General features: G+C 60.4%; 6 protein-coding genes, 1 tRNA gene and 2 rRNA genes (2 of these 9 cut by a window edge). 4 read left to right on the top strand and 5 right to left on the bottom strand.

Going from position 1 to position 20,920, the window contains the following annotated elements; genetic code table 11:
• From ACZ1JC_RS04800 to ACZ1JC_RS04790, 3 genes are all read left to right on the top strand, one after another.
• Window positions 1–226, top strand: a 23S ribosomal RNA gene (locus tag ACZ1JC_RS04800); it begins 2,567 nt to the left of the window's first position.
• A gap of 139 nt (window positions 227–365) precedes the next feature.
• Window positions 366–480 (top strand): 5S ribosomal RNA (gene rrf / locus ACZ1JC_RS04795).
• A gap of 203 nt (window positions 481–683) precedes the next feature.
• Window positions 684–760, top strand: a tRNA-Met gene (locus tag ACZ1JC_RS04790).
• On the opposite strand, the gene ACZ1JC_RS04785 is transcribed toward ACZ1JC_RS04790, so the two are convergent.
• Window positions 717–2,387 (bottom strand): recombinase family protein, encoded by a 1,671-nt coding sequence (locus ACZ1JC_RS04785; RefSeq protein ID WP_465140296.1) that lies wholly within the window; start codon window positions 2,385–2,387, stop codon window positions 717–719. The genes ACZ1JC_RS04790 and ACZ1JC_RS04785 overlap by 44 nt on opposite strands.
• A gap of 1,098 nt (window positions 2,388–3,485) precedes the next feature.
• On the opposite strand from ACZ1JC_RS04785, the gene ACZ1JC_RS04780 reads away from it, so the two are divergent.
• A complete protein-coding gene (locus ACZ1JC_RS04780; RefSeq protein WP_465139058.1) occupies window positions 3,486–4,718 on the top strand; it encodes a tyrosine-type recombinase/integrase in 1,233 nt (410 codons plus the stop codon).
• Between the two features lie 168 nt (window positions 4,719–4,886).
• On the opposite strand, the gene ACZ1JC_RS04775 is transcribed toward ACZ1JC_RS04780, so the two are convergent.
• From ACZ1JC_RS04775 to ACZ1JC_RS04760, 4 genes are all read right to left on the bottom strand, one after another.
• Window positions 4,887–6,281 (bottom strand): HlyD family type I secretion periplasmic adaptor subunit, encoded by a 1,395-nt coding sequence (locus ACZ1JC_RS04775; protein WP_465139059.1) that lies wholly within the window; start codon window positions 6,279–6,281, stop codon window positions 4,887–4,889.
• A complete protein-coding gene (locus tag ACZ1JC_RS04770) occupies window positions 6,278–8,467 on the bottom strand; it encodes a type I secretion system permease/ATPase (protein ID WP_465139060.1) in 2,190 nt (729 codons plus the stop codon). Before ACZ1JC_RS04770 ends, ACZ1JC_RS04775 begins: the two co-directional genes overlap by 4 nt.
• Complete coding sequence (locus ACZ1JC_RS04765) at window positions 8,464–10,137, bottom strand: TolC family outer membrane protein (RefSeq protein ID WP_465139061.1); 1,674 nt, start codon at window positions 10,135–10,137, stop codon at window positions 8,464–8,466. The genes ACZ1JC_RS04770 and ACZ1JC_RS04765 overlap by 4 nt, the downstream gene beginning before the upstream one ends.
• 383 nt (window positions 10,138–10,520) lie before the next feature.
• Window positions 10,521–20,920, bottom strand: partial view of a tandem-95 repeat protein gene (locus ACZ1JC_RS04760; protein ID WP_465139062.1) — the 3' end only. The gene runs 19,399 nt beyond the window's last position; the window shows 10,400 of its 29,799 coding nt (coding positions 19,400–29,799); its start codon lies off the right edge, out of view; the stop codon is at window positions 10,521–10,523.

Raw genomic sequence — 20,920 nt, 5'->3', positions numbered from 1 at the left:
CGAGAGGACCGGGTTGAACATGCCTCTGGTGTACCTGTCGTGGCGCCAGCCGCGCAGCAGGGTAGCTATGCATGGACGGGATAACCGCTGAAAGCATCTAAGCGGGAAGCCTCCCTCAAGATTAGGTATCTTCGAGTCGTGATAGACCATCACGTTGATAGGCCGGGTGTGGAAGTGCGGTAACGCATGGAGCTAACCGGTCCTAATAACTCTGTTCATGCTTGATGAATCCCACCATCAATGACAGCCCTGCCTAAAAAGCAGCGATGTCTTGATGATCGGACGATCATCCAGCCAGATATCAAGCTCTAACTTAGAGCAGCACGGGATACATCGATTAAAAAATCAGCACGCCGTCTCCATTGCTTGGTGACCATAGCGTCAGTGACCCACCCGATCCCATCTCGAACTCGGCCGTGAAACCTGTCAGCGCCAATGGTACTGTGGCTCAAGCCCCGGAAGAGTAGGACGTCGCCAGGCATTGAAGCCGGCGTGCTAAAAAACCCATCACAATGACAAAGGGCACAAAGTGCCCCAAAGAGGGCCCTCCAGGCCCTCTTCGCGTCTCTACAAGACGCAAAACACGCTGACGCGGGGTGGAGCAGCCCGCCGTTCAGGCCGACGCAGTCGGAATGAACACACAAAAACGCTTCCGGGCTGACACTCTCAGCCCTCAATGGTGACGCGGGGTGGAGCAGCCCGGTAGCTCGTCAGGCTCATAACCTGAAGGTCGTAGGTTCAAATCCTACCCCCGCAACCACCGATACCGACAATGGCGCAGCAACAGATCCGGATCCGCGGTTGTTTCCGGCCGTTTCGTGTTGTGATGCCCATTCCATAATAGCCCCAAACTCACCGTGAAGCGTGGCACTCATCTCGCCCGGATTGGCTCCGGGAAACAGCGTGACGCGCTCGATCAGACCGCGAATGGCGCATGCGGCCTCGTCTCGTTCAGAGGGATGATGAAGCGCCTCGGATAGGCGCTCAACTTTCTTGTGGTAGAACTTGGCGATGTTGGGATGGATATCGGGGGCAACATAAGGCGCATCGCTCATCCGCGCCCGTATGGCATCTTCCTGCGCTTCCAGCGCTAATAGCTTGTCGACCAAACCTCGGGTGGCATCGCCATCGGCTGCCATGTTCACCAGGCGCTCGATGGCCTTCACGACCTTTTTAAGTTCCGCCTTGTCAGCAGCTCCGGCTGCGCGCTGCTGTTGGTTCAGGCGATTGGTCTCCTCGACATAGGCATGGACTGCTTCGGCGACTATTTCCGGGGCCATCAATCGGTGGCGTAGGCCTTCGAGAACCCGCGCCTCCAACACTTCGCGATTGATGGTGCGAGCGTTTGTGCACGAACGCCGACGTAAATGCGCCGAGCACCCGAATCGATCCTGTCCGCGCATTGAGACTGGACCATTACATGTGCCGCAGACCAGCAGACCGGATAACAGCGACTTTGGACGGCGCTTCATCTGAAGTTCCGCTCCCAGGTTTGCGCTTTCGTAGTCAATTCGCTGCGAGGTTTGGCGCGCCTTCACGGCTTGCCACAAGTCGTCATCGAGAATTCGCAGCTCGGGCACTTCTGTTGTAATCCACTCGGATTCGGGATTGAGGCGGGAGACGCGCCGACCCGTCTGAGGATTCTTGAGATAGCGCTGACGATTCCAGATGAGCCGGCCGATGTAGAGTTCGTTGTTAAGGATGCCGGTACCGCGCTTGGTGTGTCCCCGCAATGTCGTGTTCCCCCAGAGCTTGCCGTACGGGCCGGGTATCCCTTCCGCATTGAGCCGCTTGGCTATGGCCAAAGGGCTGATGCCGTTCGCATAGTCACGGAAGATGCGGCGGATGACTTCGGCTTCAGCTAAGTTGATCGTGCGGTCGCCGCGGATTGGTTCGCCACCGGCGTCAAGGCGCCTCACCAGATCGTAGCCGTAGGACAGACCGCCCCCAGACTTTCCCTTCTCGACGCGGCCGCGCAGTCCGCGATGGGTTTTCTTCGCAAGATCCTTCAGGAACAGCGCGTTCATCGTGCCTTTGAGGCCGACATGGAGTTCGGAGATTTCCCCTTCGGCGAGCGTGACGATGGTTACGCCGGCAAACTGCAGATGTTTGTAGAGCGTCGCGATGTCGGCTTGGTCGCGGGAGATGCGATCAAGCGCTTCCGCTAGCAGGAGATCGAACTTTCCTGTCCTCGCATCCTCGAGCAACTGCTGAATGCCAGGGCGCAGTGTGACGCTTGAACCCGAAATTGCGGCGTCCTTGTAGCTCGCGACCACTCGCCAGCCTTCGCGGGCAGCTTGTTCTCGGCAAATGCGCAGTTGATCTTCGATCGATGACGGGCTTTGCCGATCGGTGGAGTAACGGGCATAGAGGGCAGTGCGGATCATGAAAAAACTCCCGACAGCGAAAGGCCGTCATGCTCGCATGACGCCCGTGCCTCCCTTTCACCCTACGCTTTAGTGATCTCGGGATTCTCTTGGCTTTGAGGGGGTGGTGGCGTCGCGCTCAGCTCGCGGGCGATCTGACGTCCAAGCAGGCGTGCAAGGCAAACCAGTGCGTCCTGGGTTCGGGTTTGGCGCCCTTCGGCAGGTTGGAGGACGGCATCGCCATCCGCGGCAGCCTCGGGCGGGTTCAACGCGCCAATCGGCATGCTTGCAGCCTGGAAGCTGAATGCGGGATTGCGTCCGCCTGTACGCGCTGGCCTATGGTCAAATTATCCGAATGCCGGGGGGCTTCAGCGTCGAGAGACAAAGTCACGCGAAACGCAGGGCGGACGTCGGGAGACGCTCTGACAAGGGCGATCGTATCGGGGCATGTGCGCGGATCGGGCATGAGGAACCTGCTGTCTGACGGGGCGATCTGACAGCAATGGGGGTCTGCAACTGTACTTCAAGGGGCTCCAAAATGGGGCAAATCCTGTGCGTCGTCCATCACAGTGCCAGGGCGTCCACGATCGTGTTGCCCGTATGCAGAAATTTTTTTCCGCTACCTGGCCGAGGGTGATGTTGAGATCCGCTCAAGCAGGAAAGCAGGCATTCATGTGGGGCAGAGTCAACCAATGCCTTTTCGCCTGAGCTGAGGCGCTTGGTTGGCGTTTTGATGAGTTGCGTTGGAAGAGCCCACGCATGCCGTTCGCTGCGAGCTCAGGTCGGTGGCGATCTTTGTACGCTACGAGGGCTCCCTACCCGTCGTGTAGCAGCGCGATTACTAAGCGGTGCTACAGTTAAATTGATCCGCGGGCAGTCGTCCATGCAATCACTAGGCAGTAGTCTGTAGTTTTACATTTTTTAGAAAATCGCTCGTCCGGACCTAATGGTACGAGGTCTGAGTAACGGGTTAATATGCAAATTAAGAGGCTCGTGTTGTCGGTATCTCTCTAGGATAACATCTGTTGTGTACACGCGATAATTGCCCTTATTGAAGAATCATATTCGATGCGCGTATAAGTCGGAAAGATCGAACGAGCAGCGAGGGAGGGCGGAAAAATGGCGGAAAGCTGGGATATTGCCGCGGTAGCGGGAAATGGCGCCGCGACCGAGCTCACTGGGGCTGATTCAGTGATCGACTTGCCAACATTCTTCGTAACGCTGCGCGCTTTCGAGCGGATCACGCTCGATGCCGCGCTGCTGGCCGCCTATGCGGCTGCGAGCTCGCGGTATTCGCTGCTGGCACTGCGCTCCGATCTGTCCGCGTTCGACTTGTGGTGCAGGCAAGCAGGCCGCTTCACGCTGCCGGCGCAGCCACAGGATGTCGCCGACTATCTGCAGGCGCGGGCCGGAGAGGGCGCCAAGCCTGCTTCGCTGGCGCGGTACAAGGCTTCGATTGCCAAGCTCCACCAGCTGCTCGGGCTCACCGATCCGACGGCTGTGCCGCTGGTCAAGTTGACGCTGTCGGCGATCCGCCGCGACAAGGGCGTTGCCCAGCGCCAGGCCGCGCCGCTGCGCTTCAAGGGGCCGGTCCGTGATGTCGAGCGCGACCCGGCGCGCGGGCTCAATGTCCGCGCGCTGCTCGATGCGTGCGGCGAGGACATGACCGGGCTGCGCGACCGCGCGTTGCTCAGTCTGGCCTACGACACCGGGCTGCGTGTCCGCGAACTGGTGGCGGTTCAGTTTGAGGATGTGATGGAGGCGATCGACCCCGAGGCGCGGTTGCTGAGGATTGCGCGCAGCAAGGGGGATCAGGAAGGCGAGGGGGCTACTGCCTATCTTTCGCCGCGCACGGTGCGCGCGGTAGCGGCCTGGACTGCGGCGGCCGAGATCGACGACGGGCCGCTGTTCCGCCGGGTGATCGTGCGGCGCTACAAGGCGCGCGCGCGGCAACCGGGGCGCAAGCTGGCGACGATCTCCGGTCGCGAGGCCTGGGATCTGCGCAAGACGCTGCCCAAGCCGGCGGTGCCGGCACGCACCGAATATACGGTGGGGCAGGGCGCACTGCATCCGGCGTCGGTTGGGCCGATCTGGCGCGCGATCATTACCCGCGCGTTCGACAAGGGCGCGCTGCCCGATCTGACCCGCGACGATCTGGCGCGGCTGCTCGGCCAGGTGAGCGGGCACTCGACGCGTGTCGGGCTCAACCAAGACCTGTTCGCCAGTGGTGAGGACCTCGCTGGCATCATGGACGCGCTGCGCTGGAAAAGTCCGCGCATGCCGCTGGCGTACAACCGGAATCTGGCTGCCGAGGCGGGTGCAGTCGGACGGTTGACGAAGAAGCTGGGATGAGACGGCGGCAACGGGTTTCGGGTCGGGCAGCAAACCACAAGTGGACCCAGGAGTTCAGATAAATCAGGGCGACAGCCCTAATTCATCGGATTATCCGCCCCGCGTGACTAACCCGCTGTGGCGGCATATTTCTGCTGCTCGCTGATAAATTGAAGTCGGCGCGATGCATCATTTCTCATGTCCGGCTTGGGCGATGCTGGTTTGCAGCGGGCTCACTAGGTAGCTGATAATACGCCGTGTTCCGGTTTTCACATCGACGGTCGCAGCAAGACCCGGTGCGAGATTTACACGGCGACCGTCGGCGTCAATGTAGCCTCGATCAATCTCGATAGTCGCGACGTACACCAGGCCCAAATCCTTATCCTGGACCGCGTCACGGCTGATCGACCGAACCCTTCCCGGGATCGTGCCGTAGCGGGTGAAGGGGAAAGCTTCGAGCTTGACCGCCGCTCCCTGGCCAACGCGCACAAAACCTACATCCTTGTTCAGAATGCGGACTTCGGCCTCAAGTGCTTCCTTTGCAGGGATGACGGTCATCAGCGGCTTGGCGGCTTCCACCACGCCGCCCACAGTATGGACGTCAAGGCTTTGCACAGTGCCGTCGACTGGTGCCACGAGCCGTTGGAAACGGTTCATCTGGGTGGCTTTGGTCACTTCTTCCCGGCGCAGAATGGCGTCCGCCTCGGCCTTGGCGAGGTCGGCGAGAGCGGTGCGGCGAGCCTGCTCGCGGCTTTCACGGATCTGTTGATCGAGCTTTCTCGCCTCCGCATGCCCGCGCTCGATTTGCGCGAGGGCCACCTGGCGGTCTCCGACTTCCGAGCGCCGTTGACGTTCGAGCTCAAGCAATCGCTGTCCAGGAGCATAGCCATGTGCATCGAGCCGATTCATACGGTCAATCTGGCGGTCCAAAATAGGAACGGTGTCGGCGAGCCGCGCTGCGGTTGCAGCAGCAGCGCTGGCATCAGCTATGGCTGATGCTCGTGCATTGGCCAAGCCTGCAGCCCCGGCATCGAGTTCCGCTAACTGCGCGGCGATGAGGCGGCGCTGCGTTTCGGCAACCTCAGCAGGCGTGCCAGCGGGTGGTACGAAGTGGAGTGCGCTTCCAGACAGGGCATCGGCGATAGCGCGGTTGCGGGCAATATCGAGCTCTGCTGCAGCAAGAGCTTTCTGCGCCGAGGCAAGATCGGCACCGACTATGGTCGGATCAAGATCCAACAGGGGTTGCCCCTTTCGCACTGCATCACCGTTGCGGACGTAGATTGCTCTTACGACGCCGGTCCCGGGCGATTGCACGAGCTTGATGTTGCCCGTGGGGATCAAGCTTCCCGAGGCGGATGCTACTACGTCGACTTTGCCGAACACCGTCCAGAGGATTGTTATGAGCAGACCGACAAGCAATATCCAAGTCGCGAGACGCGCGGTGGGCGAGACGGGGCGTTCGGCGACCTCAAGCGCTGCGGGCAGGAAATCTGCCTCACGCGATGGCACGAAAACCTTGCGCAGTTCGCGGTCTGCGTGCAGCGAGGCTTTCAAAACCTCCCAGTGGTGGTTCCAGACTTTCATGCCATTGCCTCCACATGAAGCCCGCCGCCGCTTTGGCGGCGATGGAGGTCGGCGTAGCGGCCGCCCGCGCCGAGCAAGTCCTCATGGCTGCCGCGTTCGACAATTCGCCCGGTTTCCAGCGAGATGAGGTTGTCGCATTGACGAACCGCCGAGAGGCGGTGCGCGATGATGATCACCGTCCGTCCGGCTGAAATGGCCTTCAGGTTCTTCTGGATGATCTCCTCGCTTTCGGCGTCAAGCGCGCTGGTCGCCTCGTCGAGAATGAGGATACGCGGACCGTTCACCAGAGCGCGAGCGATGGCGAGGCGCTGGCGCTGGCCACCCGACAAATTGGTGCCGCGCTCTTCAACCGGTGTGTCGTAGCCTTGCGGCAGGCGTACGATGAATTCGTGGGCCCCGGCAAGCTCGGCCGCAGCCATAACCTTCTCGAGCGGCATGGCCGGATTGGAGAGCGCGATGTTTTCGCGGATCGAGCGGTTGAACAGCAGGTTTTCCTGCAACACGACACCAATCTGGCGGCGTAGCCATGCCGGGTCGATCTGGGCGATGTCAACGCCGTCGATCAGAACGCGGCCGGCCGCCGGGACGTACATCCGTTGGAGCAGTTTGGTGAGCGTAGACTTGCCCGAACCGGATGACCCCACGATGCCGAGAGAAGTCCCGGCGGGAACGGTCAGATCGATGTCATCAAGCGTCCAGGGGCCGTCGAGTCCATAGCGGAATTTCACGCCTTCGAACTTTACATCGCCTTTGAGTGAAGGAAGCGCGACGCGGCTTCCGGTGCCTGGCTCCACGGGTTGGTTCAGCACGTCACCAAGCCGTTCGATCGCAAGGCGGACCTGTTGAAAGTCCTGCCAAAGTTGCGCCATCCGGATCACAGGCCCGGACACGCGCTGTGCGAACATGTTGAAGGCAACAAGGCCGCCTACCGTCAGATCCTTATCGATGACGGCTCTGGCGCCGAAATAGAGAATCAGCACCATGTTGATCTTGGAGATAAGCTGAATCAGCTGGCTACCGGTATTTCCCAGGTTGATGACCTTCTGGGAAGCGAAGCTGTAGCCGGCCAGCTGACGCTCCCAGCGTTCCTGCCACTGGGGCTCGACGGCGCCGGCCTTGACCGTCTGGATTCCGCCGATGCTCTCGATGAGAAGGGCGTTGTTGGCGGCCGATCTTTCGAATTTTTCCTCAATCCGGGCCCGCAAAGGGGCGGTGATGAAGACGGCGACTGCGACGTAAGCCGGGATGGCAAGGATCGCGATCATGAAAAGCTGGGGCGAGTAGACCCACATCACCACGAGGAAGACGATTGTGAAGATGGGGTCGATCAACACAGTCAGCGACGTGTTCGTGAGGAATTCGCGAATGGTTTCAAGCTGGCGCACGCGCATGGCGATATCGCCCACCCTGCGTGCTTCGAAATAGGCAAGGTTGAGACCCAACAGATGACGGAAAAGCTTGGCGCCGAGCTCGACGTCGATTTTCTGGCTGGTTTCGGAATAGAGCCTGGTGCGCAGCCATCCGAAGAGCGTTTCCCACAGTGAGACCACGGCGTAGCCGATCACGAGGATGGTCAGCGTGTCGAGGGTGTTGTGGACCAGCACCTTGTCGATGACGTTCTGGAAAAAGAGCGGTGAAGCGAGACCGAGCAGGTTGATGCCGAGGGTGACCAGCAGGACTTCCCCAATCAGCCTTCGGTACTTGACGATCTGAGGGATGAACCAGGACACATCGAAAGCGCGCGTAACGCTGCCTACGCCCTCGCGCGTTGTGACCAGCAGCAGTTCGCCCGACCACATGGCCTCCAGGGCCGCGCGATCTATCTTCATCACTTGGGGCTGAACGCCTTCTGCACTGTGGCAAGGCGGCTGAATCAACGCTTCGTCGTCGCCGATCCGCGCGATGATGAACCAACCCGATGGTCCATTGGCGAGCGCCGGAAGCGGGGTTTGCTTGAGTTTCTCGTAAGATGTGCGGATCGATTTCGCGCGAACGTCATCCTGGCGCTTGGCGATGCGTTTGAGATCGTCGGCATCGACACCGCGCTCGTGGCCAAGACCGTGGCGGAGTTGGGCGGGATCAACAGCAATCCGGTGCAGAGCGAGCAACGTTGCATAGGCAATAAGCCCGGAATCATCACGGCATGCTGTCTCGGCTGCCGGAGGGGACGGTTGCTCGGCGTTCATGGGGTCTGCCTCGGAGTAGAGGTTGATGCAGGAGATGAGGCGGGGGCGATGTCACCGCGTATGAGAGTGGCTGGTGGCTGCGGTGCAGGCGCGGCCTTGGAAACGGGGGCATCGCTCGTCTGCTTGAGGGGTTTGGCAGGCCTTGGTTTGCCGCGGGGGGCTGCCAGTTTGTCGATCGAGCGGATCACACCGCCCCATGGCACAGCGCTGCGCTGCTTTACCTTGTGGAGGTAGTCGTCCGGTTCATATGCGGGCGGACTGGTGATCAGCCGGTTGGTTTCCAGCTGACCGAGATGACGCAGAAGGATCGCCTGCGCGACATAGCGGTCGCGCTTGCTGCCCAGTAGCGCGATCTGCGTTTCGTTGAGTGAATTCTGGGCATAGAGGACATCGAACGTCGAGCGTAGGCCCTCACGATATTCTTCCAGCGTCCCTTCGTAGTAGATTCTTGCTGCCTGTACCTGGAGGTCTTGAGCAAGTGCATTGCGGTCGGCAGTCACCCATTGGTTCCAGGCATTCACGATCGACTGGACCAATGTGCGGCGGGCGGCGTCAATGCGCAGCATGTCAGCGGTTTGCCGGTTGCGGGCTTGCGCGACGGATGAATTCACCCGTCCGCCTGCCAGCAACGGGATCGTGAGTGTCGCACGCCCCGCGAAGGAGAGGTCATGGTCCCTGCCATCCAGAGGGGAAACCGGTCCCGTCGTGCCGGCAGTGCCTCTGATGGTGAGCTCAGGGCGACCTTCCGCTTGGGCCGCTCCGATCCGCTCTTGTGAGGCCCGTGCGGTGGCGATGGCGGCTGCCAGATCGGGATTAGATGCTTCCGCCAAGGCAAATGCCTCGTCAGCCGTCTGAGGAAGGCCGGGCAGCGTCGGCTCGGGGGCAAGATTGCCGGGCGCACGCCCGACTATGGCCGTAAACGACGCCTTGCTGCTTTCAAGCTGTGCTTCGGCCGCGTTAAGTTGGACCCGCGCAGCTTGAATCTGCGTTTCAGCCTGCGCAATGTCGGTTCGGGTGAGCTCGCCTGCCTCGCGCCGGGCGACAATCTCGCCGAGAGTCGCCTCCAGCGTCTGCAAATTGCGCCGGCGGATCGCGAGCGATCGCCCATCTCGGCGAACGTCGCTGTAGGCTGCGATCAAATTGACCAGCAAATCCCCTTCCGTTCCCCTCAACGTTTCTCTTCCAGCGGCGCTGGTGGCCAGAGCGGATCGCAAGGCGGCTGCAGCACGGCCGCCGGTGGAAATTGGTTGATCGATGACGAGCTGGGAGGTGATATCGTTGCGCTCGATATTGGGGTCTTTCAACCGATCGGTGAGAGAACGACTGGCCTGTGTTATGGCCCCTGGCATTGTGAGATCGTAGCCGCCCGAAACCTGTAATTGGGCGGTGGGACGAGTTTGCGACATGGCGATACCCACATCGTCATCGGTGGCGCGCAAGTCATAGCGAGCGGCGCCAAGCTCGGGGTTGGTCGCGAAGGTGTCGGAAATCGCCGCAGCCAAGCTGTCGTCGACAGTGGGCTCGGGGGGCTCTTCGTCAAACGCCGTCTTCGGTGCGGGGTAGAGATCGTGGACTGCACTGAGATGCTGACCTTGCGCTTGGCTAGCCAGCGTAAGGGCTACGGCGAGCGCGGCAACGCCGGCAAAATGCCGATGACAGGCGAACCTCACGACAAATTTCCGAGCGCGTTACGAACGAACGAGGGCTGATGAGGGGACCATCTCTGCTCCACCAAGCAGATATAGGCAGCCGGAAAACCAGCGGCGCGCTCGACCGGCGGCCAATCTATTGTATTTCAAAACTGTAAGCCCCCAACCAGGGTCAAAACGACGTCTGGCACGCCCGTGCAGGTATCATGCGGGTATTATCGCAAGTCAACAGCTACTGCGGCGCTTATAAACCTTCATCTCCCCGGCGGCGCTCCACTTGGCGAGCAGAGCTCAGGTCTTACAATTTGTTCATAGGGTGAACTGGGAGGAAGTATGGAGGGCTCGACGTCTGCCGAGCCCTCCGGAATAGTCACGAATGCCTACGCCGACGATTGGCCTGGGTTTCAGGCAAAGAAATCCACAGGCTTTACGGCATCCTGCTTCCAGCTGGCGAGGCTTTCGCTGGTTCTCTCGGCCCCGAATGTAACCATACCCTCAATCATGGATGCAGCGGCGCGGTCGATGCGGGCCGTCTGCGAGGAGGAGACCCCTTGTCGAATCTTCCTGGCATCGAGGAAAAGCTCGTCATCGGGTGTGTGTTTTTCGAGCGCAGGAAGCTTCTCCAGGATCGCTGCAAGGTTGCCATGTCGCGATCCCGACCCGCTGACGAGGATTTCGGGGAATTCCATCGCATCGTGCAAGGCTGCGGCGATTTGGTCGGCCGCGGCGAATGGATCGACGATGGAGGGAGACGGCGCCTGCCGCGGCGACCCGTTTGTTTCGGGACGTCCCCTAAGGCCACCGATATCCGTCGCTGCGACAGACGCTGCGGAGAAATATGTCAGCGTCGCATCGACGAAGCCGGCAATTGAGCCATCGGTTCGAGTGAAGCTGCCGGTGTTGGCGACGATCACATCGCCGAGCGCGTAGCTCCCTTCGCTGGCCACTCCTGCGAGGTTTATGGACTGAACGTTCGAGCCTTGAAGGGTCGATACTTCGCCCTCGTCGACCGCTCCATCGCCATTCCTGTCTTGCCAGACATGGAAGCCGGCAAAGCGGGCATCGGCGGCTGATAGGATCCCGTCGCCATTGCTGTCGAATGCCCTGAGGCCTGCCAGATCCGTTGCCGCACCAGGAATGTCATTGATGAAGCTGAACTCGCCCGCGTTCGTGAGCGTCCCGTTCCCATCACGATCGAAGAACAGCATTCCTTCGCCGCTGCCCATCCAGCTCGTGTCATCGGCAAGGCCATCGCCGTCCATGTCGTAACGTGCATGGCTCATGGCGGCCGATAGGGTGGTTATACCGTTGCCGTCGAGATCGAGGATAATCGGGGCGGCAAGTCCGATCTGCACACCGTTCTTGAATTCGGCAGTCTCAACGCTTGTCAGGGTGTCGGTACCGTCATTGCCATCCTGAGAGGCGGCATTGTCGACGATCCGGATCGTTCCTGCGGACGCAGAGATGGAATAGGTGGTGTACAGACCGGCGTACACGGCGACGTCGGTCCCGGCACCGCCGTTGATCGTATCGTTGCCGGTGCCTCCAACTATCCGGTCGTTGCCACTGCCACCTTCGATAACGTTGGCTGCAGTTGAGCCGGTCAACGTATCGTTGCCCGAGCCTCCGCGGAGATTTTCGACATTTGTAATGGTGTCGCTTTCGCTCCCGGTCACGGTTTGGGCGGCGGTCACCGCAAGGCTCACGGAGAGATTGGCGGTATAGGCCGAATAATCGACCCAATCGGTTCCGGCACCGCCATTAAGGCTGTCGTTTCCGGTGCCGCCGATCAGGACATCGTCGCCGGCATCTCCAGTGATGGTGTCATTGCCATCACCGCCATTGAGCGTGTCGTTGCCGTCACCCCCGGAAATGACATTAGCCGCGCTGTTACCGAAAATGGTGTCGTTGCCGCCATTGCCGCTAATTTTCGTGATCGCGGTAAGCGTCACGTTTGTGAAGTCGAGGCTGTCGTCGCCTTCGCTCCCGGCAATCGTTACACCGCTGTAGCTTCCGCCGGAGATCGTCTCGATATTCGAGAACGCGGTGAGACGGATGACAGTATTATTGGCCAGTGTGACGATGCTGTCGCTTCCTGCCCCTCCGTCAACGATATCGTTGCCCGCAGCCGATCCGGTGAACTGGAAAATATCATTACCTGCACCGCCGGAAAGCAAGTCGCTGCCAGCGGAGCCCAGGATCGTATCATTTCCGGAGGAGCCGATGATCGTGTCATCGCCCAAGCCGCCGTCGATTTTGGTGATGTTGACGAGCGTCGTACCACTGAAATCAAGGAAATCGGCAGCGTCCGAACCCCGGACGTAGACGCCCGAGTAGGTGCCGGCAGTTATGGTCTCGATACCGCTGAGACTGATTAGGCCGATAGCAGTGTTGTTCACCTGTGCGGTAATCGTGTCATTGCCAGCGCCGCCGTCGATCGCGTCGTAGCCATCGGTTGTGCCGCTGACCTTGAACAGATCGTCGCCCGAGCCGCCGTTGAGTGTGTCGTTGTCGGCACCACCCACGAGCGTATCGTTGCCGCTTCCCCCGTTCAGGGTGTCGGTACCGGTACCGCCCTGGATCGTATCGGCTCCTGCGGAACCAATGATCTGGTCGTCGCCTTCGAGGCTGTTGATCGCAGCGATGCCCGACAGTGTTACAGAGGTAAAATCGAGTGCATCCGCTCTGCTGGTCCCCGTGACGGTCACGTTTGCGTGGCCGTTCGCTGAAATCGACTGCAATCCTGCGGTCGATCCAATCCGGAGAGCTTGGCCGTCGAGACCGGCGGTCAGTGCCGGCGGCTGTGTGACAAACAGGAAGTCCTCGGCATCAAGATCGGCCAGCGCGATATCCTCGATCACGATCGGAGAATGGCCGGTGATCGTGATGGTCACATTGTCGCCATCCTGCGCCATGAACGGAAGGATATCCGCGAAGCTTTCAAGGCCGTCGCTGCCGTTAAGGAAGACGAGCTTGTCGATGCCGTGGTGATAGTCGCCGATGGTAGCCCATCGCTCCCATCCATCGCCGCTGAGCTGGGCAGAGTCGAATACGAAGTAATCGTATCCGGCACCGCCCATCGCGTAGCCGCTCGGACCGAAGAGTTCGATGACGTCGTTGCCACGCCCGCCGTAAACACTCACGCTATATCCATCGACGGTGATGTAATCGTCGCCGTCCAAGGCTTCGACGGATGTTGCGTTAGTACCATTTCCGACGATGCGCTCGCTCGCGTTGCCGATGTTTTCCCAATCGTTAAGATACCGCGTAATCGACGTGGTGGGCCATGGCACCGAGCCGGCGACCGGAGCTGGGCCGGACCCGCCCGAGGTTGCCCAATTGCCGAACATGAAGTCGCTCGCATTTAGATCGGCAAGCGCGATGTTCTCGATGACGATCGCCGGTAAGCCTTTGAGGGCGATCTCCACATTCGCGCCGTTCTGGACGAGATGGCCAGCGAGATCGGCGAAACTATTGATGCCCCCCGTACCGTTGACGATGCCGATGCGGTCGGTTCCGTGCTCGAAATCTGTGATTGTCGCCCAGGTCGTATCCTCGCCGCCTGCAAGCAGCGCAAAACCGTCGAAGATGAAGGTGTCGATGCCGGTCCCGCCTTCGCCTCTTGCCCCATAGGACATGAATTCGAGGATGTCGTTTCCGTCGTCGCCTGAGAGGTTTACCGTCCAATTGTCTGCGGTCAGATAATCATCACCGCCGAGCCCCCAGAGGCTCGTATTTATGGCGCCTCGGCCGACGATGCGATCGTTTCCGTCGCTGAATTGCTCCCATTGGCCTGGCGTCAGTTCTGGGCCGGTCGGCAGCATGTTCACCGAGAGCGTGAAGACATCGTTGGAGGTCAGGCTGCCATCGCTGGCGGTGACACGAATTTGGTAATCGCCCAGTGCGCCCGCAGCGACGGTTCCGGTCAGATGACCGTTGGCAAACGTCAGCCAGGTCGGCAGCGGCGAGCCATCGGACAACGACACGGTGTACGACAGGGCATCACCGTCGGGATCGCCAAACGTGCCGACAGGGACCGCGACGTCAAACGCCGCGCCGCGGATGGCGGATACATTTGCCAGCGGTTGCAGAACCACCGGCGCATGGTTTTCCCAGCCCACAGCATCGATGGTCAGACGGAAGACATCCGAGGCTGCGAGGGTGCCATCGCTGGCGATCACTTCGATATCGAGGGCCGTAAAGCCTGCCGGAGCTGTGCCAGTGAAGCGCGAACCGTCGAACGCGAGCCAGGAAGGCAGTTCGCTGCCGCCAGCGACACGAGCCGTCAGTGTCAGCGCATTGCCGTCAACGTCGGTGAAGCTTCCGCTAGGAAGAGTGACGTCGATCGCCGTGGACCCGGCAATGCTTATGTCAGCAAGCGCGGTGGTCAAAACCGGAGCATCGTTGACCGCATCGATGACGATCGCGAACTCTTTGATGACCGAAGTAGTCTGGTCGGAGGCGTAAACCTCGAGCGACACGACGCCGTTGAAATTGGCAGGCGGTGTTCCGGTGAACGACCGGGTCTGTCGATCGTAGGCAAGCCAGGACGGAAGAGCCGTCCCGCCAATACCGCGAACCTCGACCAGGATCGCATCATCATCGACGTCGTAAGCCAGAGACGCGGGCAAAGTGGCGGCAAATGGTTGATCCTCGACACCGCGCAAGGCCGGAATGGCCGTGATGATCGGAGCATCATTCACGGCCGTAACGGTGACGAGGACTCGCGCCGTGTCCGCGAGGCCTGCCGAATCGATGACCTCGTAGTCGAACCAGGCCGCGCCATTGAAGTCGGCGTCCGGCGTGACGATGAGCTGGCCGATCCCGTTGTTCGTGACAGTCACCCCGTGCATCTCACCGAGGCCATTGAACACAATGGCCTGATCATCGGGCTCGATGTCGTTGCCGAGAAGCTCAGTGATGAACAGGGTTAACGGTTCGTCCTCGGTGAGTGCGAGGCTATCGTCGACTGCGATCGGTGCGTCATTGACGGGCAGGACCTCGATGTCGACGGTCGCCGTGACAGGGAAACCGGACGCGTTGGTTATTGCGTAGGTCAGCGTCAAGGTGCCGTTGAAATTGGCGGCTGGCGTTATGCGGTAGGTTCCGTCATCGAGCGCCGTGAGGGAAGCATTGGCTGGCGCACCCAGGAAGCCGAGGAAGGAGATTGTCTCACCTTCTGGATCGTAGTCGTTGGCCAGAAGCTGCGCCGGGTCGATGTCGATGTAGCTGTCTTCGAGTATTCCAAAGCCGTGGTCCGAGACCGCGATCGGAATATTGAACTGGGGGAGGATCGTGAGCGAGACCGTGCCGATGCTGTCGGCTCCATGGACGTCGGTTACCCGATAGGAGAAGGCGGCGTTGCCGAAATACCCTTCGCGGGGCCGGAATACGGCCGTGTTACCGACCATCTCGATGGTTCCATTGTCGCCGTCGAGCAACTCGACGATCGTGAAGGAGTCGCCTTCAATGTCACGATCGTTCACCAGCAGATCGGCAAGGTCGATCACAAGCGCAGTGTCCTGCTCGCCTATGAACACGCCGTCAGGGTTGTTGCCGGTGCCCACACCATCGGAATTGGCGTAAGGTGCGTCGTTCACTGGCGCGATCTCGAAGGAGAATGTGCCCGTGCTTGTCAATCGGCCATCGCTGACGGTGTACCGGAATGTGGCGGTCCCGCTTGCGTTCTCCTTGGGGATGAAGCTGTAGCGCCCGCTGGGCAAACGCTGGATGCGGCCGAGATCGCTAGCCATTTCGAGCGAGACGAAGCGGACCGTATCGCCATCGATGTCGCTGTCATTGCCAATGAGGTCGGCCGCCGTGAATTCGAAAGGCGTATCCTCGTTTGTGGCGAACACATCTGCGACAGCGGTAGGGGCGTGGTTGGTTGACTGCACGTTGACGACGACGGTCCCTGTGGTGGGTCCATCGACGTCATCGGTAATCACATAGTCGAAACCTGCCTGACCGCTGAAATCGTCGTCCGGCGTGAAGGTGATGTTCACGCCGTCGAAGCTCACCGTTCCGTGAGCGGCATTGAGAACATCGATGAACCGGATAGGATCGCCATCGACGTCGTGGTCATTCGCCAGCAATTGCGCTGCGGTGATAACGATTGGGGTCTCTTCGATCGTCGAAAAGCTGTCGGATCCGGCATTGGGGGCCAGATGGCGTCCGGCTACCGCGATGCGGACGCTGGAGCTGCTGTCACCCTGAAGGTCGTCAGTGATGACATAGCTGAAGCTGTCCTCACCAGACCATCCCGTTTCCGGAGTATAGGTGACGGTCGCGATCAGCTTGCCGTCAAACAGATGGCTTGCAGAGGCGCTTTGGCTGTTTCCTGCTGATGTTGCAGTCCAGACGATCTCAAAAGTCTGGCGCAGATCAAAGGGCACCGTCGCGGTAATGAGGCCCGTTGCGCTGTCGATAGTCATCCACGTGGGCAGGTCCGATCCGCCTGCCAGCTTCGCCGACCATGTCGATCCGGCCGAGGCGAGCCCGGCCGGTGGGCCGTACGTCAGTTGGCCGTTGTTCACAACGAGGGTGCCATGTCCGGTCGTGGATACGGATTTCACACGCAGATAGTCGCCGTCATCCTCGCGGTCGTTGGCAAGCAGGTCCATCAGCGCGAACGTCAGTGGCTCGCCCTGAATAGTGGCCAGATTGTCTTCAACCGCGACAGGCTTTTCGGCGGTTGGCAGGACGTTGACGACGATGACGCCGCTATTGTGCGAAATGCCGCCCTTTTCATCCGCCGTTGTGTAGGTGAGCGCGATCGAGCCGTTGAAATCCTTCGGCGCCGACAGATCGATCTGCTCGCCAGACGTATGGACTCCGATGCCGTTTGTGCCGCCTGGGGCAAGCGTAAAGCCGGCATCGACGACAACATCCGTGAGGATGGAGAAATTCGGCAAATTGCCGTTGGTGCCCGAGACATCGAGGCGGACCCCCAAGGCACCGACATAGGAAGGCGGGGGAGTGCCGTCGAACGAGAGCGTCTCGGCGTTGAACGACAGCCAGTCCGGCAGCGACGCTTCGCTCTCCCGCTTGGCGGATATTCCGGCGGCGGTGCCGAGATCGATTGCAAACAGCCCTTGCGACTTGAAGAAATCGCTTTGCTGCAGAAGCGCGTTGATGGCCGGATCGATCGGGGCAGCCGGATCGATGACGAATTCCAGCGTGAAACCGCGTTTGGCCGCGGAATAGGTTCCGTCCGGTACGATTGGTGTGTCAGGCGTAAAGGTAAGCTGGAATCGGACCGGCTGTGCGCCGGCACCGGGAAGCTCGCCCGTGAGCGAGAGGGTCATTGTATCAAGGTCGAATGCCAGCCAGTCTGGTAGCGACCGTCCGCCTTCGAGGCTGGCCGAGAAAGTGCCCTGGTGGACATCGAAGAGCGCAATGTCACTGTCGTAGCTAGCGCCTGTGCCCAGCGTGCTCGGATCGATCGTCACGGAATCGCTGAAGGATACCGATGGTTCGCCGGCAGCGCCTGCCGGACCCGTGAAGGTCAGGACGACGTCGAAAGGCGCGGTGCTCCCGCCGCCTGGCGTCCCGCTCAGCCGCAAGGTCGCGGGGTCGAAGACCAGCCATGTTGGCAGCGGGTCTCCATTGGCTAGGGTCGCAGTGACCGTAACGCCCACGCCGAGATTATCCGAGCCGAATGCGATTTCACTATGGTGGGCTTCGCGAACGGTGAAACCATCCAGAACCGTTCCAGCAACGGAGAGGCCCCCGGCCAGGCTTTGATTGTTGGCGCTACTGAACGTGAAGCGCTGGGCATAGCTACCTGCAGCTGCATCCTTGAGGATCACGTTGACCGTGACACTCGATCCGGCGGGCGCTTCACCTGTGAAGGTCATCGTTGCAGCATCGAAGCTCAGCCAGCTTGGCAGGTCTTCGCCGTTCGCCTGCTTGGCGATCACCGTGTAATCGGCCGACAGATAGCGCGTGTCTAGAACGCCAAGGACGCCCGCGCTGTGGAAGAAAAGCACATCGCCTTCCGGTTCGATATCGTTGCCGAATGCTTCGGCAGGGATAACAAACAGGGGTTGGTCTTCGAGACCTGTGACGAGATCATCCCGAAGCGTCGCGCCGTCATTCTGAGGCAGGATCGAGACGGACACATATCCGGTCGCGCTGCCCCCGTGGCCATCGCTGATCGTATATTCGAAGCCGGCATTGCCGTTGAAATCGGGGCGCGCCTTGAAGACGATCTGGCCCTGATCGTTGATGCTCACCTTGCCGTTGTCGGCAAAGCGTTCCACGCCAACGAAGGTCAAGACGTCGCCGTCCGCATCGCGGTCGTTGGCAAGCAGCGTGGCTATGTCGATGACGATCGTCTGATCTTCGAGGATCGTGAAGCGATCACCGACCGCCTGCGGCGCATAATTTGCCGGGAGAACGTGGATATAATAGGTGAGGGTGGCGCTCGCGCCGCGTTCGTCAATCACATCGAAAGAGATGGCGGCGGTGCCTTCACCGTCTGGAGTGAAGGCAATCGAGGTGCCATCCAGAAGCGCCGAGCCATTGGCCGCCGCATCGCCGTCGGCTCCGGCATGGAGGCCGACAAAGCTGATCGCGTCGCCCTCGACATCGTAAACGGTGCGCATGAGATCGGCCACAGAGATGCTGGTGGTTCGGCCAAAGCGAACACTCTGTGCATACTGACTGGAACCGCGCGGCGCGTCGTTGACTGCGTCGAAGTAGAGTTCGATCGGCGCCAGCGAACGAGCGCCCGAGGGATCCTCGAGAATATAGTTGAAGCCCGCGAACCCGTAGAAATCGGTGCGCGAGATGATCTCGAGATAGTCGCCAACGACACGTGCCGACAGGTTGGTCCCTGCGGTCCAGGATCCGCCGTTGCCATCGTAGTCAAAGGCATCGATCGGGTCGCCGTTCTCATCCAGTAGCGGCGTGATGCCGACGATGCGCAGGTCTTCCCAATTGTCGTCGATGTCATAATCGTTGGCTTTGAGGACCGTGTCGATGCGAATGCGCAGGACTTGGTCCTCAACTCCGTGCAGCGCGGCATTGCTGTCGGCAACCGCTACAGGAGCATCGTTGACCGCGGCGACATTGACGCGAACCTGGCCGGTGGATTCGCGTCCATACGGGTCGGCTACCACGTACTCGAAATGGGCCTGGCCATTGAAGTTTGCCGGGGCCTGGAACGCGATTCTGCCGTCTTCGCGGATCCAGGCGGTGCCGCCGTCCAGTCCTCTAACCGATTTCAGGACCAGCTGATCGACGCCTTCCTGCGCGTCGTTGGCAAGCAGGGTAGCCGGATCGATAATGGCGATCTCGTCTTCTACGCCGAAGAGATAGACGTCGTCCTCGGCATTGAAACGGCCGATGCGGGCGAGGTTGTCGATCTTGGTCCGATCCCAGACCGTGCCATTGGCAAAAACGATCTCTTCGATACCCGTTTCGCTGCCAAGGAAATGATCCTTGATGAGCATGGTATCGAAGGTCAGAGCCCCGGCGACGTTCTCCAACTCGATGAGGAGATCGTCGCCCTGACGAATCAGCGAGATGTCCCTGGGAAGGGCGCCTTCCTTGATGGCGACGCGGTCGATATCGCTCGCCGCGCCCAGTTCAATGACCTGATCGTTATCGCTGTCAAAGCCCAGCAGATAGGTGTCAGAGCCAAAGCCGCCCTTGAGTATATCCTGCCCGTAGCCACCGTCGAAACTGTCGTTTCCGGCCGAGCCGATGAATGTATCGGCGAATACCGAGCCTACAAGCATCTCGATGTCGACAAGCGTGTCGCCCAGAGCCTCGCCGGCGAGACCTTGACCAAGCGAGAGATCGACGGAGACCGCTTCATCGGCCGATGCATAATCGGCAATGTCGAAGCCGCCGCGCCCATCGATCAGGTCGGCGCCTCTGCCACCGCGCAGGCGATTGTCTGCTCCATCGCCGCGCATGATGTCGTCATGGTAGGAGCCCTGGACGATCTCGATGCCCGAAAGAACATCGCCCAATGCATCTCCGCCACCTGCCATGGTGTCGGCAAGGTCGATCGTGATGCCTTCGGACGAAAGCGAATAATCGGCAATGTCCTCGCCATCGCCTCCGATCAGAATGTCGGCACCGCGGCCCCCGATCAGAACGTCGTTTCCGGCGCCGCCGCGAAGAATGTCATTGCCGCGTCCACCCTCAAGCCGGTTGGCGCCGGCATCGCCCTCGATTTCATCGTCATAATCGGTACCGATGACGTTCTCGATGCTGATGAGTGTATCGCCCGCAGCGTCACCGCCCGAGGCAGTGCCATTGCCGAGTGAAATATGCACACCTTCGGTCGAAGCCGAGCTGTCCGTCGCATCGAAGTAGCTGACGGTGTCCGTTCCTTCGCCGCCGTTGATGACGTCTGCGCCAGTGCCGCCGTCCAACGTATCGTTGCCGAGGCCGCCGATCAGGATATCGTTGCCGGCCCGCCCTTCCAGCGTGTCGTTGCCGGCACCGCCTTCGAGGCGATTGTCGGCGGAATCGCCGCCGAGTTGGTCATTGTAGTCGGTGCCCGTGAGGGCTTCGATACCGATATAGGTGTCGCCAGCGGCGGTGCCGCCCTGGCCGACGCGCGATTCCAGGTCGGCGCGGACGCCGACATTGGAGCCTGCGAAGACCACGGTATCATAGCCAGCGCCGCCGGTGATGTGATCGGCTCCAAAGCCGCCGTCGATGATATCATCCCCGTCGCCGGCATCGATGACATCGTCGCCGTCGCCGGCTTCGATGCGATCATTGCCGCCCAGAGCAAGAATATAATCGTTGCTGGCGAGGCCTTCGATCACCTCATTCTGGG

It is taken from the genome of Sphingomonas sp. BL-S-28 (assembly GCF_055521515.1).
The sequence above is the reverse complement of the archived record's forward strand: the minus strand, read 5'-3'. Positions and strand labels throughout refer to the sequence as shown.

Coding starts and splice junctions, on each gene's coding strand:
- ACZ1JC_RS04785 (WP_465140296.1), bottom strand. CDS start 2,387: ATGATCCGCACTGCCCTCTATGCCCGTTACTCCACCGATCGGCAAAGC.
- ACZ1JC_RS04780 (WP_465139058.1), top strand. CDS start 3,486: ATGGCGGAAAGCTGGGATATTGCCGCGGTAGCGGGAAATGGCGCCGCG.
- ACZ1JC_RS04775 (WP_465139059.1), bottom strand. CDS start 6,281: ATGAAAGTCTGGAACCACCACTGGGAGGTTTTGAAAGCCTCGCTGCAC.
- ACZ1JC_RS04770 (WP_465139060.1), bottom strand. CDS start 8,467: ATGAACGCCGAGCAACCGTCCCCTCCGGCAGCCGAGACAGCATGCCGT.